Below are 14638 nucleotides of genomic sequence, written 5' to 3'. Positions count from 1 at the left end.
CTTGACCCGCGGCGAACGGGCCTTAACAGGCCCCGCAAGGCGGCATGTTTTCGATATGCGGGCTGGATATGTGGCGACCGTAGCTCAGTTGGTTAGAGCGCCGGTTTGTGGTACCGGAGGTCGGGGATTCGAGCTCCCTCGGTCGCCCCACTATCCTTTTCTGACACGTGTGTCCGTCCTGCCGCGCGCAGACTGCCTGCGCGAACAAAGGGGATGTGTGATGGCTGCGTTTTGGACCGAACCGGATTTTGACGATCATGAACATGTGCAGGTCGTGCGCGATCGCATGTCCGGCCTGACCGCCATTATCGCGCTGCATTCCACGCATCTGGGCCCCGGCGCGGGCGGCACGCGGTACTGGCATTATCCAGAACCCAAAGACGCTGTGCGCGATGCGCTGCGGCTGAGCCGCGGCATGAGCTATAAAAATGCGATGGCAGGGCTGCCTTTAGGCGGCGGCAAAGCGGTTATTCTGGCGGATAAGAGCGGGCAGAAAACCCAGTCGATGCTCGAAGCCTTTGGCGATAGCGTCAACGCGCTGGGCGGCCGCTATGTGACCGCAGAGGATGTCGGCATTAGCGAGGCCGATATGGTCACTGTTGCGGGCAGAACGCGCTATGTATCGGGATTGCCAGTCGCTGGCGAGAATGCAGCTGGCGGCGATCCTGGACCCTTTACCGCGATGGGCATCTATCATGGGATCAGGGCAGCCGTGCGGCATAGACTTGGTAAAGACAGCATGGCTGGCATCCATGTCGCGATACAAGGCACCGGCAGTGTTGGGACGGGGGTGGCGCGATTGCTGGCCCGCGACGGTGCCACACTGACAGTGGCCGATATTAATGACGAGCGCGCTGCAGGATTGGCGCGCGAACTGGGCGGCAAAGCTGTTCCCAGCGAAGCGATCATGAGCGTGGAGTGTGATGTATTCAGCCCCAACGCGCTGGGTGCGATCCTTGACGATGACGGCATAGCCCGTCTGCAAGCGCCGATTGTCGCTGGCGGCGCCAATAACCAGCTGGCGCGGCAGGAACATGGCGCGAAATTGGCCGCGCGCGATATTTTATATGCGCCGGATTATGTCATCAATGCGGGCGGCATCATCAGCGTTGCGATGGAATATCTGGCCAAGCGTCAGGGCGAGCCGAGCGACATTAACGAAGTGCGCAAACGGATCGCCACCATTCCGGGGCGGCTGGAAGACATCTGGCGCGAAAGCGATGCGACCGGTGTGTCGTCCGATGCCGTGGCAGACGCAATGGCGCAAAAGCTGATCGGACGCTGATTCGTACTCTTGATTGCACCATAAAGCCCTGCCATTACTGCATTTACTCTATCGGGTGATTGACGCTCCATGCATGGCTTTGCCAATCCAAAACGGTTCCTCTCTCTGGCGCGCTGGCTTACGCCGCTGCTGCTGCTTAGCGGGATTGTGATTGCCGCACTTGCACTGGTCTGGGGTATGTTTTTCGTTCCGCCTGACAGGCTGATGGGCGAAACTGTGCGGATCCTGTTTGTCCACGTCCCTGCTGCCTGGCTGGGCATGGGTGGGTGGACCGCAATCGCCGTCTCCAGCCTGGTATTTTTGGTGTGGAAACATCCGCTCGCCAGCCTGGCTGCGCGTGCTGCGGCGGTGCCCGGGGCGGTCTTCACAGCTATCTGTCTTGTCACCGGCGCCGTCTGGGGCCGCCCGACATGGGGCACGTGGTGGGTCTGGGATGGGCGGCTAACCTCCATGCTGATACTGCTGTTTCTGTATTTTGGATATATCGCCCTGTCCCAAGCGGTCAGCCGCGAAGGTGGATCGAGCAAAATTCCGGCCATTTTCGGACTTGTTGGCGCGATCAACATCCCGATCATCAACCGTTCGGTCGTGTGGTGGAATTCGCTGCACCAACCGCCCAGCATCACCGTCGGCAAAAGCGCGATTGATGCAGAATTTCTGGTGCCATTGCTGATTGCGGTGATTGGGTTTTCGCTGATTTTTGGCGGGATTGTCCTGGCGTGCATGCGTACGCTGCTGGCAGACATTCAGACACAGGCCCGTTTGCGCCGCAAGGCTCTGGGCTGAAGGCTGGCAAATTGATGCGCGAAAATCTTGATCAATGGGACTATGTCCTTGCCTGCTACGCCGTCACGATTGCAGCAACGCTGGCGACGATGGTATGGGCATGGATGGCAATGCGGCGCGCGGAAAACCGCCGCGACGAGGTGAAACGGAAATGACCGGAACTGCAAAAACAGGGATTAAGGCCAAGCATCAGAGGCTGGTTCTGGTAATGATTGCACTGGTTGCGATCATTGGCGCGGGGGTGCTTGCTGCCTATGCGCTGCGGAATGAGGTGAATTATTTTTACTTGCCGGGCCAGATGGCCGCCAATCCGCCCGAAGCGGGGCAGGCGGTACGCCTCGGTGGAATGGTGCAGGAAGGGTCGATCACCACATTGGCCGACGGGGTCACGGTATCCTTTGTTGTGACGGACAAGGAAAGCGCGACCGTGCCAGTACGCTATACCGGCATTCTGCCAGATCTGTTCGTCGAGGGGTCGGGCGTGGTCGCCGATGGCCGGCTGGATGATGGCGGGGTGTTCGTGGCCGATGAGCTGCTCGCCAAACATGATGAAAACTATGTTCCCCGTGAATTGGAGGATCTGGACCAGCATAGCGCGGACCAGACCCTGGCTGCGACGGAGACCTATTGATGCTGGCAGAGCTTGGCCTTGCTGCCTTGTGGCTGGCGGCGGCATTGTCGGCTCTGCAACTGATTGGCGGTGCGCTGGCCCTGCGCGATCCGCATGGCGACATCGCGCAACTGGTCCGGCCCGCTGCGATTATGCAAGGTGTGCTGGCGGGTTTTGCCTTTCTGATGTTATTGTGGCTGTTTGCGGTGACCGATCTGTCGGTCAAGCTGGTTGCGGCCAATTCACATTCCGACAAGCCGATGATTTTCAAACTGGCCGGAACCTGGGGCAATCATGAAGGCTCCATGCTGTTATGGATCACCGTGATGGCGATGGCGGGCGCGCTGATCGGGTGGCTGGAGCGGCGCTTGCCCGAACAGACGATGATGGCGACATTATCTGCCCAGGCCTTTGTTGGGTTGGGGTTCTATGCCTTCCTGCTGCTGAGTTCCAACCCGTTTGAGCGGCTGCCGGAACCTGCCTTGCAGGGTATGGGGCTTAATCCGCTGCTGCAGGATATCGGCCTCGCATTCCACCCGCCGACATTATATTTCGGGTATGTCGGCCTCTCGGTCGCGTTTAGTTTTGCGGTGGGTGCGCTGATAACCCGCCAGGTCAATCCGGACTTCGCGCGCGCAATGCGGCCTTGGGTTCTGGGCGCGTGGATATTCCTGACGCTGGGGATCACAGCAGGCAGTTACTGGGCGTATTATGAGCTGGGCTGGGGCGGCTGGTGGTTTTGGGATCCGGTTGAAAACGCCTCGCTCATGCCGTGGCTCGCGGCGACCGCTTTGCTCCATTCGGTTAGCGTGCTGGCCGCGCGCGACGCATTGCGGACATGGACGATCATGCTGGGCGTGATCGCGTTCTCAATGTCGATGCTGGGGACGTTTTTGGTCCGTTCCGGTATTTTGACCAGCGTGCATGCTTTTGCGGTGGATCCGGAACGCGGCTCTTTCATTCTGGTGTTGCTGATCCTGTATATTGGCGGGGCGCTGTTACTGTTCGGGCTGCGCGCCGCGAGCATTTCGGAAGGGGATAGGTTTTCCTTCACCAGCCGAGAGGGCGCGCTGGTATTCAATAATGTGATGCTCAGCGCAATCCTCGGCATCGTGCTGCTGGGCACACTCTACCCCTTGCTGACCGAGGCATTTGATGTGCGGGTTTCGGTTGGGCCGCCATATTTCAATCCGGTTGGGGCGATCTTCACAATCCCAATGCTGATGGTGATGGCGGTTGGTCCGCTGCTGCGCTGGCGGCAAGATTCGTTTGAGCGGGTCAAGACGCCAATATTGATATCTGCGGCGGTTATGGCCGCAGTGCTGATATTGGTGGTCTTGCTGGGATCATACAGCATTCTGGCTGACCTCGGCCTCGCGGTGGCGGCGGCTTTGGCAGTTGGCAGCTTCATGCCGCTGCGGGGGCGCAAGCTGACCCGCGTGCCGATGGCAAGCTGGGGTATGGTTATTGCGCATTTCGGCATCGCTGTGGCTTTGTTCGGTATGGCAAGCGAATCGGCTTTTTCCGAAGAAAAATTGGCGGCTGTGGCGGTGGGTGATAGCACGCAGGTCGGCCCGTGGACGGTTAGGCTTGACGCGGTGAAGCCGGTTGCCGGGCCCAATTGGACCGCGATCCGGGGCGATCTCGCGGCCAGCTATGACGGCGGTACTCCGCGCGAATTGGCGCCGCAATCACGCAATTTCTGGGCCCCTCCGCAGGAAACCACCGAAAGCGTTCTGGCAACGCGCTGGAACGGCCAGCTCTACGCTGTGATCGGCAATCAGGCAGGCGATGGCAGGTGGCAATTGCGGCTGTGGTGGAAACCGTTTGTTACGCTGATCTGGTATGGCGGGATGCTGGTGGCGCTAGGCGGTCTGCTCGCTCTGGCCGGACGGCTGAGGACTGATCTGAAACGGCGCTATGTCACCAGGCGCGCCCAATTGCGCCGTGCGGAGATGGCTGCGTGAACAAGCTGTCAATCTGGGTACCGCTGGGCATTTTTCTGATATTCTGCGGTTTGGCAGGATATCAGTTGAGCCAGCCCAAGAATGCATTCGTTCAAAGCACGATGATCGGCAAGCCGGTACCCGCCTTTGAATTACCCGCTGCCCATAATGGCCAGCCCGGATTGTCGCTGGCGGATTTGCAGGATGGCAGGCCCAAACTGCTGAATATCTGGGCCAGCTGGTGCGTGCCGTGCATTGCAGAGGCGCCGCATCTGGAAATGTTGAAACAGCAAGGGGCCGAGATTGTCGGCGTCGCCATTCGCGACCGGCCCGCCGATGTCGCGCGGTTTTTGGCCCGCAACGGCAATCCCTATACCCGGATTGGCGCGGACGATATCTCGGCAGTGCAGGTGAGCATCGGTTCGTCCGGGGTACCGGAAACATTTGTTGTCGATGGCAATGGTATTATCCGTCACCAGCATATTGGCGATGTCCGCGCAGAACATGTCCCCATGTTGCTTGAAAAACTTGCCGAAGCAGGAGCAGGCGCGTGATGCGGCTTTATGTCGCGCTGCTGTGCGCGCTGCTGATGGTGCCTCCGGCGGCGGCGCAGCAATCGCTCCCGCCAGCACCGCTGGCCTATGTCCAGTTAGACAATCCGGCTGATGAGGCGAGGGCACAGGCGTTGATGGCGACATTGCGCTGCCTCACATGCCAGAGCCAGTCGATTGCCGACAGCGATGCACCAATGGCGGGCGATATGCGCCATCAGGTGCGCGCCCGTATACAGGCGGGAGAGGACCCCGAAGCGATCCGTGCATGGCTGGTGGAGCGGTATGGCGATTATGTCAGTTACGCGCCAACGGCGAGCAATACCACATGGCCGCTTTTTGCCATTCCGCTGCTGCTGTTGATTGGGGCAATTATCATCATCCGCAGCAGAGTCGGCAAACGCGCAGTCAGTGCGCCGTCATGAGCTTTGCACCGATCCTTGTTCTGGCGGCTGCGGTGTTCGCGATGGCAGCCCTGATCCTCCGATTACCACGGGCGGGCTGGATGCTTTTTGGCGCGACGCTGTTATTCGGACTGACCGGATATGCAATGCAAGGTGCGCCCGGTTATGCTGGTTCGCCAACGCCCCCCAGAGCGGAGATATCGCAAAGCAATTTTGCAATGATTGATGCGCGGCGGGACTTTTTCGGGCGGACCACTGTGCCCAGCCGTTATGTCACGATATCGGACGGGTTTGCGCGTCAGGGACAGTTCAAGGATGCTGCTGATTTTCTCAACAATGCGCTTGAAGAGAACGCTCAGGATGCGGAGGCATGGGTTGCGCTCGGCAATGCCATCAGCGAGCATGCTGACGGCGCGCTGACACCGGCGTCGCTCTATGCCTATGCCCAGGCGGATAGCGCCGCCCCGGGCAATCCTGCGGCGTCTTATTTTCTCGGCGTCGGTTTGATCCGGTCTGGCCGTCCGGGCGATGCGCGCGGCGTGTGGGCGGATATATTGGCCAAAGCGCCGCCGGATGCGGAATGGCGCGAGCAGTTGGCGGGCCGCCTGGCACGGCTGGATGAGGTGCTTGCCCAAATCAGTCCGGTAGACCCCGCGGCGCCTGCGGGACAATAGCGCACCCGTGGTTGCGGCACGGGTTTGATGCTGCTACGCGCGCTGCCTTCCGGTGGTGATTGTGGTACCGGAGTAACGCCGCCGGGATACCCGTTCTATGAGCGAAACCGCCAAGCACGTTGTTTCTGCCCCGCCTGGTTCTGAAGCCGGGCATCACGCATCGACCACCAAGCTGGCCGTTGGCGCGATTGGCATTGTCTTCGGCGATATCGGCACCAGCCCGCTTTACGCGTTCCGCGAGACATTTGTTGGCGCGCACCAATTGCCGCTGGATACTGACCATGTGCTGGGTGTGGTCAGCCTGATTTTCTGGTCGATGACGCTGGTCGTCTCGATCCAGTATGTCACCATTCTGATGCGCGCCGACAATAAGGGGCAGGGCGGCAGCCTCGCTTTGGTTGCGCTGATTTCCAGCAAGATCAGCGGGTCGAAATATGGCTGGGTGGCGGTATTGCTGGGTGTGTTTGCCACCGCCCTGTTCTATGGTGACAGCATGATCACGCCCGCAATTTCGGTATTGTCGGCGGTGGAGGGGCTTACCGTGGTGGAGAAGAGCCTGTCCCCCTTTGTTATCCCGATTGCGGTGGTGCTGCTGATTTGTCTGTTCCTGTTGCAGAAACGCGGCACGGCGAAAGTGGGGGCTCTGTTTGCGCCGGTTATGATCATCTATTTCACGGTGATTGCGTTTCTGGGCATTTCGCAAATCATCATGACTCCCGAAGTGCTCTATGCGCTCAATCCGTGGTATGCGGTGAAATTCTTTATCACAGACGGTTTTCTGGCGTTTCTCGCACTGGGTTCGGTGGTTCTGGCTGTGACCGGGTCGGAGGCACTGTATTCCGATATGGGCCATTTCGGGCGCGGACCCATGCGGCTGAGCTGGTTCGGTTTTGTGATGCCGTGTCTGCTGCTCAATTATTTTGGACAGGGCGCGATGATTATCGGGCTCGATTCGGCCAGCGCGGCAGAAGCGATCCAGAACCCGTTCTTCTTCCTTGCGCCGGAAATGTGGCGTTTGCCGCTGGTGATCCTCGCGACGTTCGCGACATTCATCGCCAGCCAAGCGGTTATTTCTGGCGCGTTTTCGATCACGCATCAAGCGATGCAGATGGGTTTCATCCCGCGCCTGTCGATCCGTCACACGAGCGAGACCGAGGGCGGTCAGATTTACATCCCGATTGTCAATTGGGCGCTGATGATTGCGGTTCTGGTTCTGGTATTTACCTTCCAGAACAGCTCCAACCTCGCGTCCGCCTATGGCATTGCTGTGACCGGTGCGGTTACCATTGATACGCTGCTGATGGCGGTATTGCTGGTCGGCGTGTGGAAATGGAAATGGTGGTATGCCGCGCCAGTGGTGATCCTGTTCCTGATCGTCGATGGCGCCTATTTCGCCGCGAACCTGACCAAAGTGCCCGATGGCGGCTGGTTCCCGCTGCTGGTGGGCGCAATTGCCTTTACCTTGCTGACCACGTGGGCGCGCGGCCGCAAGCTGATGCGCGAACGGATGGGCGAAGTGGCTCTGCCAATGGAAATCTTCGCCAAATCGGCCAAGAACAGCGCCACCCGCGTGCCCGGCACGGCCATCTTTATGGCCTCTGCCAAGGGCGGAGTGCCATCAGCGTTGCTGCATAATATAAAGCATAACAGGGTCCTGCACGAGCGGGTCGTGATCCTGACGGTAGAAATCGCCGAAATACCCTATGTCGATCCCGATGGGCGGTGCGAATATCACGATCTGGGTGACGGGTTCTTCCGCGCCGTTCTGCATTATGGCTTCATGGAAGAAACCAATGTGCCCGAAGGCCTCAAGAAAATGGACCGTTGCGGCGGCGAATTTGACATGATGCAAACCAGCTTCTTCCTCTCGCGGCAGACCCTATTGCCATCGGACAAGCCGGGAATGCCGATCTGGCGGGAGAAGATCTTCGCATGGATGCTGCGCAATTCCGCAACCGCGATGGAGTTCTTCAGACTGCCGACCAACCGCGTCGTGGAACTGGGCAGCCAGGTTCGGATTTAGGCGTTCATCTGCGCGCGGTGCGTGATTGGCGCTTGACACTTGCTTGACACAATTGACACTGTGTCAAGCGACCTGTATCATAGATAATATAGTACAATCAACAGCTTACAGGCAAGACATCCATATTGACCTTCGAGGAGAGGCCCCCCGGCTTTACTTGTCCGTCCACCCGTCCGTATGTTCCATTTGAAGTGTGATACGGCAGGCAGTGGCAGCAATTCAGCGTGTAGGAAAACGCTATCGTGTCACTCGCCAGTTGGCGGCTTGTTTTCAATCACTTCATCTTCCTGCCCCACATCCAAACCATGCTTCAGTAACATCGGGATCTGGCTGAATGTGAACAGGAATGTCAGCGGCATAAACACCCAGAATTTGGCCCATAGCCATGTTTCAAAGGTGCCATTTTCGACATTGTAGACATAGCGCAGAGCCTCGTTAAGAACGGCGAGAGCAAGGAAGAAAAACCCCCAATTGCGCGAGAGTTTGAGCCATCCCTGATCGCTCAACCCTTCAAAGGCGGCTTCGAGCAAGACTTTCAGCATCGCCTTGCCTTTCCAGAAATATCCGGCGAGCAAGATCATGCCAAAGGCAGCGTAAATGATGGTGGGTTTGAGCTGGACGAAAGTCGGATCGCCAAAGAAAATCGTCAATGCGCCAAATCCGACAATCAGCGCGGTGGAGAACCACAGCATGGGAGAGATTTTGCCCAGTTTCCATTTGGAAAAGGCCAAAGCAATCACGGCGGCGACCATAAAGGCGAGCGTGCCTTTGATCACGGCTGCGATCTCTGCAATCGCTTCGCTTTCTTCAGGCGCGTGATATTTATACACGCCGAGGAACACGATCAGCGGCCCGTAATCGACCAGCACAGTGAGCCAGCCGGAACCTTGCGGTCTGTGCTGGGTGGCGGATTGGCTCTGGGTGTCCGGGTTGCCCATCACGCCACTCCTGCAATAACGCGCGCGACCAGATCGGGATCGAAGGGGCGCAAATCATCAATTTTCTCGCCCACGCCAATGGCATGGATCGGCAGCCCGAATTGCTCGGCAGCCGCGACCAGAACGCCGCCGCGCGCGGTCCCGTCCAGCTTGGTCATAATCAGGCCGGTAACGCCGGCGACCTGTTTGAAAGTATCGATCTGGGCGAGGGCATTCTGGCCGTTGGTGGCATCGAGCACCAGCACGACATCATGCGGTGCCTCTGGGTTGAGGCGGCCCAGAACTTTGCGGATCTTGGCAAGTTCATCCATCAGCTCGCGCTTGTTCTGCAACCGGCCGGCAGTGTCGACAATCAGCGCATCGATGCCTTGCTGCGTGGCGGCTTTCACGCCGTCAAATACGACACTGGCCGGGTCGCCGCCTTCGGGGCCGCGGATCAGCGAAACGCCGATCCGCTCTGCCCAGGTCGCCAATTGGCCGATGGCTGCGGCGCGGAACGTATCGCCAGCGGCGAGCATAACGCCGTAATCATCTTCCTGAAACAGATGGGCGAGTTTCGCGATAGTGGTGGTTTTGCCGCTGCCATTGACACCGATCACCAGCACCACTTGCGGGCGCGGAAACGCAGTCACTTCCAGCGGCTGTGCCACGGGGCGCAAAATCTCGGCGATTTCTTCCGCAACTGCCTCTTTCAATTCGGTTTCGGTGATGTTCAACCCGAACTTTTTTTCCGACAGTTTGGCACGGATACGCGCTGCGGCGGACGGGCCAAGATCGGACAGGATCAGCGCATCCTCGACCGTGTCGAGCGTGGTATCGTCCAGCTTGGCAGTGCCGACGACGCTGGCCAGATTTTCGGAAAGCCGCTCTGATGTCTTGCGGAACCCGCCAAACAGGCGCTCGCTCCAGCCTGCCTCACTCATCGCGGTGACCCTTCATTGCAACAAACCCTTATCCAAGCCGGTCGGTGTAATTGTGGCGATGGTACCGCCGCTCAGCTCGGCGGGCAGCTGAACCCGCGCGAAATTGGGCGCATAGCCGGTTCCGTCCCGTTCGGCGAGAACCGATAGCGGCTTACCAATATGTGCGGCCAGCCAGCTATCGCGCTGGGCCGCCACCGCTTGGCGCAGCTGCGCCGCGCGCCGTTTGATGATGGGCCGGTCCACTTGCGGCATCCGTGCAGCAGGCGTGTTCGGGCGCGGTGAATAAGGAAAAATATGCCCATGCACGATCGACAGTTCTTCTATCACCGAAAGGTTGGCGGCATGCATGGCGTCATCCTCGGTCGGGAAACCCGCAATCAGATCAGCCCCGATGGCGATCTCCGGGCGCGCAGCTTTCAGCCGGGTGACCAGTTGCACCGCGTCCCCGCGCAAATGGCGGCGTTTCATCCGTTTCAGGACCAGATCATGGCCGTGTTGCAGCGACAGGTGGAGATGCGGCATCAGCCGCTCTTCGCTGATAAACAGCTCTTCGAGCAGAGGATCAATCTCGATCCCGTCAAGCGATGACATGCGCAGGCGCTGCAATTCCGGGAATACGCGCAGTATCGCGGCGACCAGCGATCCCAGCGGCGGGGTGTCAGGCAGATCATGGCCCCAAGATGTTACGTCCACACCGGTCAGGACAATCTCTGGCGCGCCTTGCTCCAGATGGGTTTCCACCTGTTTCAGGACCCGCGCGATAGGCATCGACCGGCTGGCGCCGCGCCCCTGCGGAATGACGCAGAAGGTACAGGCATGGTCGCATCCATTCTGCACCGCGATAAAGGCGCGCGTGCGGGCGGGCACATGGGGCGGGACATCGAGCGGAACATTCCAGGCGCGCGGATCGAGCTTGGCCGTATTGGCGATCAGGCCGTCCACTTCGGGCATGGCGCCCAATTGGTCACGTTCAATATCAGCCGCGCAGCCGGTCACCAGCAGCCGTGCCTCGGGCCGTAACTTGCGAGTCTTGCGGATCGCCTGGCGGGTTTGCCGGACGGCTTCTAATGTCACCGCGCAGCTATTGATGACAACGACATTATCCTCTGCGGCGAGCATGGCCTCAATCTGCTCGCTTTCCGATATGTTAAGACGGCAGCCGAGCGAGATCACTTTGTCAGAGCGCCCCGATTTAGACACCGGCGCAGTCATGCGAAATCGCTCCATTCAAACGTCCCGCGAAATGATTCTGCGGCCGGGCCCTCCATCATTATTGAACCGCCCCTCTGCCACGCAACCTGCAAATCTCCACCAGGTAAGCGAATATGGGCCGGGGAAGTGACCAGCCCCTTGTCAATCGCCGCAACCGCTGCGGCGCAGGCACCGGTGCCGCATGCTTTGGTCAGGCCTACACCGCGTTCCCACACGCGCAGATTGATGATACCGCCGCGTATATCCGCCACATTTACGTTGATCCGGGCGGGGAACAGCGCGTCATGCTCTATCAGCGGGCCCAGCCTGTCGAGCGGCACCGCCTCGCTATCAGCTACGAAAAAGACGACATGCGGGTTGCCTACATTCACCGCAAATGGCGCTTTCAGCATTTCCCATGAAACCGGCATCGCCGCGCAATCCATCGGATAATCGAGCGGAATTGCATCCCAGGCGAAGCGCGGCTTCCCCATATCAACCCGGGCGCCGTTGCGAGTTGGGGACAATGCGATAATACCGCCCGCCGTTTCGACCTGCGCATCACGGCCATGCAGCAGGGCAACCGCGCGCGACGCATTACCGCACGCCTCCACCTCGCCGCCATCGCTGTTGAAAATCCGCATGGTGAAGTCCGCGGTATCTGACGGTTCGAGCAGTATCACCTGATCGCAGCCAATTCCGGTATGCCGGTTAGCCAGCGCAGCCGCGGCGCCCAGCGTCAGATCAGGCACATTATGCCTGCGCCCGTCCAGCACAACGAAATCATTGCCCAAACCGTGCATTTTGATGAAAGCGACGCGCATGATCCTGCGCATCTATGCGCCGCAGGTCGCTGCGTCCAGTATTATGGCCAACGTAACGGGCCGGGTTTTGGGGCCGGGTTATGGAGATGCCCGGGTGCAGGGGGTCACGCGCGTTTGCGCAAGCCCAATTGGTGCGTGCGGCCCGCTGTGCCGTTCGAAGCACCGGCAGGTGTGGCGCGGGCGGGCGCGTTTGCCAGCAGCCCTTGGGCGGCCAGCCGCTCACGAACTTTCGCAGCGGTTTCAGGTCGGCCATACAGATAGCCTTGCCCCTTTATCGCCCCCTTGTCTTTCAGCACGTCCACGACGCGCTGATCTTCAATACCCTCCGCAGTGACCGGCATGTCCAAACCGTCGCCCAGCGAAATGATCGCATTGACGATTTTCTCGCTCGCATCCTCTTCCTTCAATTCGCCGACAAAGCTGCGATCGATTTTAAGCCGATCAAATGGCAGGCTGCGCAGCTGTGACAGGCTGGAATAGCCGGTGCCAAAATCATCCAGGCTGATTTTTATGCCCTGGGTCTTGAGGCTGGTGATCATGGATTTCACCACCCCGATATTTTCATGCAGGCAGCTTTCGGTAATCTCGATTTCCAGCCGTTGCGGAGGAAAATTATGTTTGACCAGCAGTTTGAGCAGTTTTTGCGAGAACCACGGGTCACGCAACTGGATTGGCGATATGTTGACGGATAAAGTCAGGCTGGGGTGCCAATCCTTGGCGTCTTTCAGCGATTGTTCGATCAATTGCTCCGACAGGGCGGCGATGACGCCCAGTTCTTCAGCGACAGGGATGAACACGGCCGGATTGACCAGGCCCAATTCTGGCGAATTCCACCGGGCCAGCATTTCAAACCCGACAATCTCGTTGGTAGCCAGATCGATTTGCTGTTCATAATAGGGTTCATATTCGCCCTCAAGAATGCCGCGCTTTATCCCGGATTCCAGTTCGTTGCGAAACCGCAATTCTTTTTCCATCGACGGATCGAACCAGAAATAGCGGTCCTTGCCCTGCTTTTTCGCGTGATACATGGCAATATCTGCGCGGTGCATCATCGCCTCTCCATCAAGCAATACCGCATCCTCGGACGGCTGATGCATATTGGTCGCAATGCCGACTGATATAGTGATTTCCACAGGATAGCCATCAATCGTCATCGGTTTGCCGACTGCGGTAATGAGCGCGCTGGCGATTTGGTCTATGGTGTCGGGCGCGTTTTTCGCAAAAGTCATTATGCAGGCAAACTCATCTCCGCCTAGGCGGGCAATTTTGCCGTCGGCGGGCATGGTTTTCCGCAATGTGTCAGCGGTTTCTTTCAACAGCCGGTCGCCGACCTTATGTCCATTAAGGTCATTGACCTGCTTGAAATTGTCGAGATCAATCATCAGGAAAGCGACAGCGCGGTCAGATTTGGCGGCGGTTTTGATCAGTGTATCTGTTTCGGGGGTCACGCTACGGCGGTTAAGGCATCCGGTCAGCGGGTCGGTTTCCGCCAGCATCTGTGCGCGGGATTCCGCTTTGCACCGTTCCTCAATTTCAGCAATCAGTTCGCGGTACCGGCGCAAGCCAAAAATGATTAGCGCAATATTCAGCAACAAAGCATTCACCAGAACGGCGTCAGGCCCGGCAGAACCGGTTGACCAGCTGCGCAGTATCTGCGGCAATACAGTGCCGCCGGTGCCGACAAACATGACAATCGCCGCGACGGCGATACCGATGGCGATAATGTCCCGGCTGGCCTTGGTTCTGGTGTCTGCCCGTTTGTCTGTTTTGTGCACCGCTGCCCCCATTGCGGATAGTGTGTATCAATGGATTTCCACGCAATCCGAGATAGCGGTACACGACACCCCTTAAATAAGGCGTTAATTCAGGCCAGCCCGAGGAGGGGAATTGCCCGTGAGTGAACGCTGGCCGGCAACCGGCGCAACAGTAAAGGAGATATGATGGCGCGGCGGTGGCTGATGAAATCGGAACCCGATGTCTATAGCTGGGATGATCTGGTTGCAGAGGGCGAAGGCACTTGGGATGGTGTGCGCAATCACCGTGCCAAGAACAATATGATCGCTATGGCACGAGGCGATCAGCTGTTCTTCTATCATTCGAATACCGGATTGGAGATTGTCGGTATCGCCCAGGTGAGCGTGACGGGCATCAAGGATCCGACTGACCCGGACGGCAAATGGGCTTGTGTGAAAATCAAGCCCGTGCGTAAACTGGCCCGCCCGGTGAGCCTGAAAGAGATCAAGGCCGATCCGCGTTTGGCGAGGATGGAGCTGGTCAGGCTGATGCGCCTCTCGGTGAGCGAGGTGCTACCGGCGGAATGGGACATTATTCTGGACATGGCGAAAGAGGCAAACGCGCCAATGCGGGCACGCAGCACGGACAGCTGACCAAGCCGATGCAGTGCGGTAACAAACACCGTTAACGTCCCATGCTGTGACAGGCGCGATGGGGTGCGCGCGCTATAGTTAGCGATGCGTTAACGG

General features: G+C 58.7%; 15 protein-coding genes and 1 tRNA gene. 11 read left to right on the top strand and 5 right to left on the bottom strand.

Features of this window, described 5'->3' with window-relative positions:
* The first annotated feature begins 73 nt into the window (after positions 1 to 73).
* From WA922_RS01925 to WA922_RS01880, 10 genes are all read left to right on the top strand, one after another.
* Positions 74 to 150 (top strand) — tRNA-His (locus WA922_RS01925).
* A gap of 70 nt (positions 151 to 220) precedes the next feature.
* Entirely contained in the window at positions 221 to 1285 is a 1065-nt protein-coding gene (locus WA922_RS01920) for a Glu/Leu/Phe/Val family dehydrogenase (protein WP_424769986.1), read from the top strand.
* Positions 1286 to 1354: 69 nt separating this feature from the next.
* The gene (gene ccmC / locus WA922_RS01915; RefSeq protein ID WP_424769985.1) at positions 1355 to 2071 is read left to right on the top strand and encodes a heme ABC transporter permease CcmC; all 717 of its coding nucleotides are present in this window, start codon (positions 1355 to 1357) and stop codon (positions 2069 to 2071) included.
* A 14-nt stretch (positions 2072 to 2085) separates the two neighbouring features.
* Positions 2086 to 2226: a hypothetical protein gene (locus WA922_RS01910; RefSeq protein ID WP_424769984.1), complete on the top strand. Its 141-nt coding sequence runs from the start codon at positions 2086 to 2088 to the stop codon at positions 2224 to 2226.
* Entirely contained in the window at positions 2223 to 2702 is a 480-nt protein-coding gene (gene ccmE, locus WA922_RS01905) for a cytochrome c maturation protein CcmE (protein WP_424769983.1), read from the top strand. Before WA922_RS01910 ends, ccmE begins: the two co-directional genes overlap by 4 nt.
* Positions 2702 to 4648, top strand: a complete 1947-nt coding sequence (locus tag WA922_RS01900) for a heme lyase CcmF/NrfE family subunit (protein ID WP_424769982.1) — start codon at positions 2702 to 2704, stop codon at positions 4646 to 4648. The genes ccmE and WA922_RS01900 overlap by 1 nt, the downstream gene beginning before the upstream one ends.
* On the top strand, positions 4645 to 5181 hold the full coding sequence (locus tag WA922_RS01895; RefSeq protein WP_424769981.1) for a DsbE family thiol:disulfide interchange protein: 537 nt from the start codon (positions 4645 to 4647) through the stop codon (positions 5179 to 5181). The genes WA922_RS01900 and WA922_RS01895 overlap by 4 nt, the downstream gene beginning before the upstream one ends.
* Complete coding sequence (locus WA922_RS01890) at positions 5181 to 5603, top strand: cytochrome c-type biogenesis protein (RefSeq protein WP_424770019.1); 423 nt, start codon at positions 5181 to 5183, stop codon at positions 5601 to 5603. The genes WA922_RS01895 and WA922_RS01890 overlap by 1 nt, the downstream gene beginning before the upstream one ends.
* Positions 5600 to 6256 (top strand): tetratricopeptide repeat protein, encoded by a 657-nt coding sequence (locus WA922_RS01885; RefSeq protein WP_424769980.1) that lies wholly within the window; start codon positions 5600 to 5602, stop codon positions 6254 to 6256. The genes WA922_RS01890 and WA922_RS01885 overlap by 4 nt, the downstream gene beginning before the upstream one ends.
* Before the next feature lie 97 nt (positions 6257 to 6353).
* Positions 6354 to 8279 carry a potassium transporter Kup gene (locus WA922_RS01880; protein ID WP_424769979.1) on the top strand — a complete coding sequence of 642 codons (1926 nt, stop codon included), beginning with the start codon at positions 6354 to 6356 and terminating at the stop codon, positions 8277 to 8279.
* 245 nt (positions 8280 to 8524) lie between these two features.
* On the opposite strand, the gene WA922_RS01875 is transcribed toward WA922_RS01880, so the two are convergent.
* The 5 genes from WA922_RS01875 to WA922_RS01855 form a co-directional block, all read right to left on the bottom strand.
* On the bottom strand, positions 8525 to 9217 hold the full coding sequence (locus tag WA922_RS01875) for an inner membrane-spanning protein YciB (protein ID WP_424769978.1): 693 nt from the start codon (positions 9215 to 9217) through the stop codon (positions 8525 to 8527).
* Complete coding sequence (gene ftsY / locus WA922_RS01870) at positions 9217 to 10140, bottom strand: signal recognition particle-docking protein FtsY (protein ID WP_424769977.1); 924 nt, start codon at positions 10138 to 10140, stop codon at positions 9217 to 9219. Before ftsY ends, WA922_RS01875 begins: the two co-directional genes overlap by 1 nt.
* 12 nt (positions 10141 to 10152) lie before the next feature.
* The gene (locus tag WA922_RS01865) at positions 10153 to 11352 is read right to left on the bottom strand and encodes a MiaB/RimO family radical SAM methylthiotransferase (RefSeq protein ID WP_424769976.1); all 1200 of its coding nucleotides are present in this window, start codon (positions 11350 to 11352) and stop codon (positions 10153 to 10155) included.
* The gene (dapF, locus tag WA922_RS01860; protein ID WP_424769975.1) at positions 11349 to 12155 is read right to left on the bottom strand and encodes a diaminopimelate epimerase; all 807 of its coding nucleotides are present in this window, start codon (positions 12153 to 12155) and stop codon (positions 11349 to 11351) included. The genes WA922_RS01865 and dapF overlap by 4 nt, the downstream gene beginning before the upstream one ends.
* A 104-nt stretch (positions 12156 to 12259) precedes the next feature.
* A complete protein-coding gene (locus WA922_RS01855; RefSeq protein WP_424769974.1) occupies positions 12260 to 13930 on the bottom strand; it encodes a putative bifunctional diguanylate cyclase/phosphodiesterase in 1671 nt (556 codons plus the stop codon).
* Between the two features lie 165 nt (positions 13931 to 14095).
* Between WA922_RS01855 and WA922_RS01850 the strand changes: the two genes are divergently transcribed.
* Complete coding sequence (locus WA922_RS01850) at positions 14096 to 14542, top strand: EVE domain-containing protein (protein ID WP_424770018.1); 447 nt, start codon at positions 14096 to 14098, stop codon at positions 14540 to 14542.
* Positions 14543 to 14638: the final 96 nt, after the last annotated feature.

This window comes from Pontixanthobacter sp. (assembly GCF_049682855.1).
In the GTDB taxonomy this organism is placed as follows: Bacteria; Pseudomonadota; Alphaproteobacteria; order Sphingomonadales; family Sphingomonadaceae; genus Pontixanthobacter.
The sequence above is the reverse complement of the archived record's forward strand: the minus strand, read 5'-3'. Positions and strand labels throughout refer to the sequence as shown.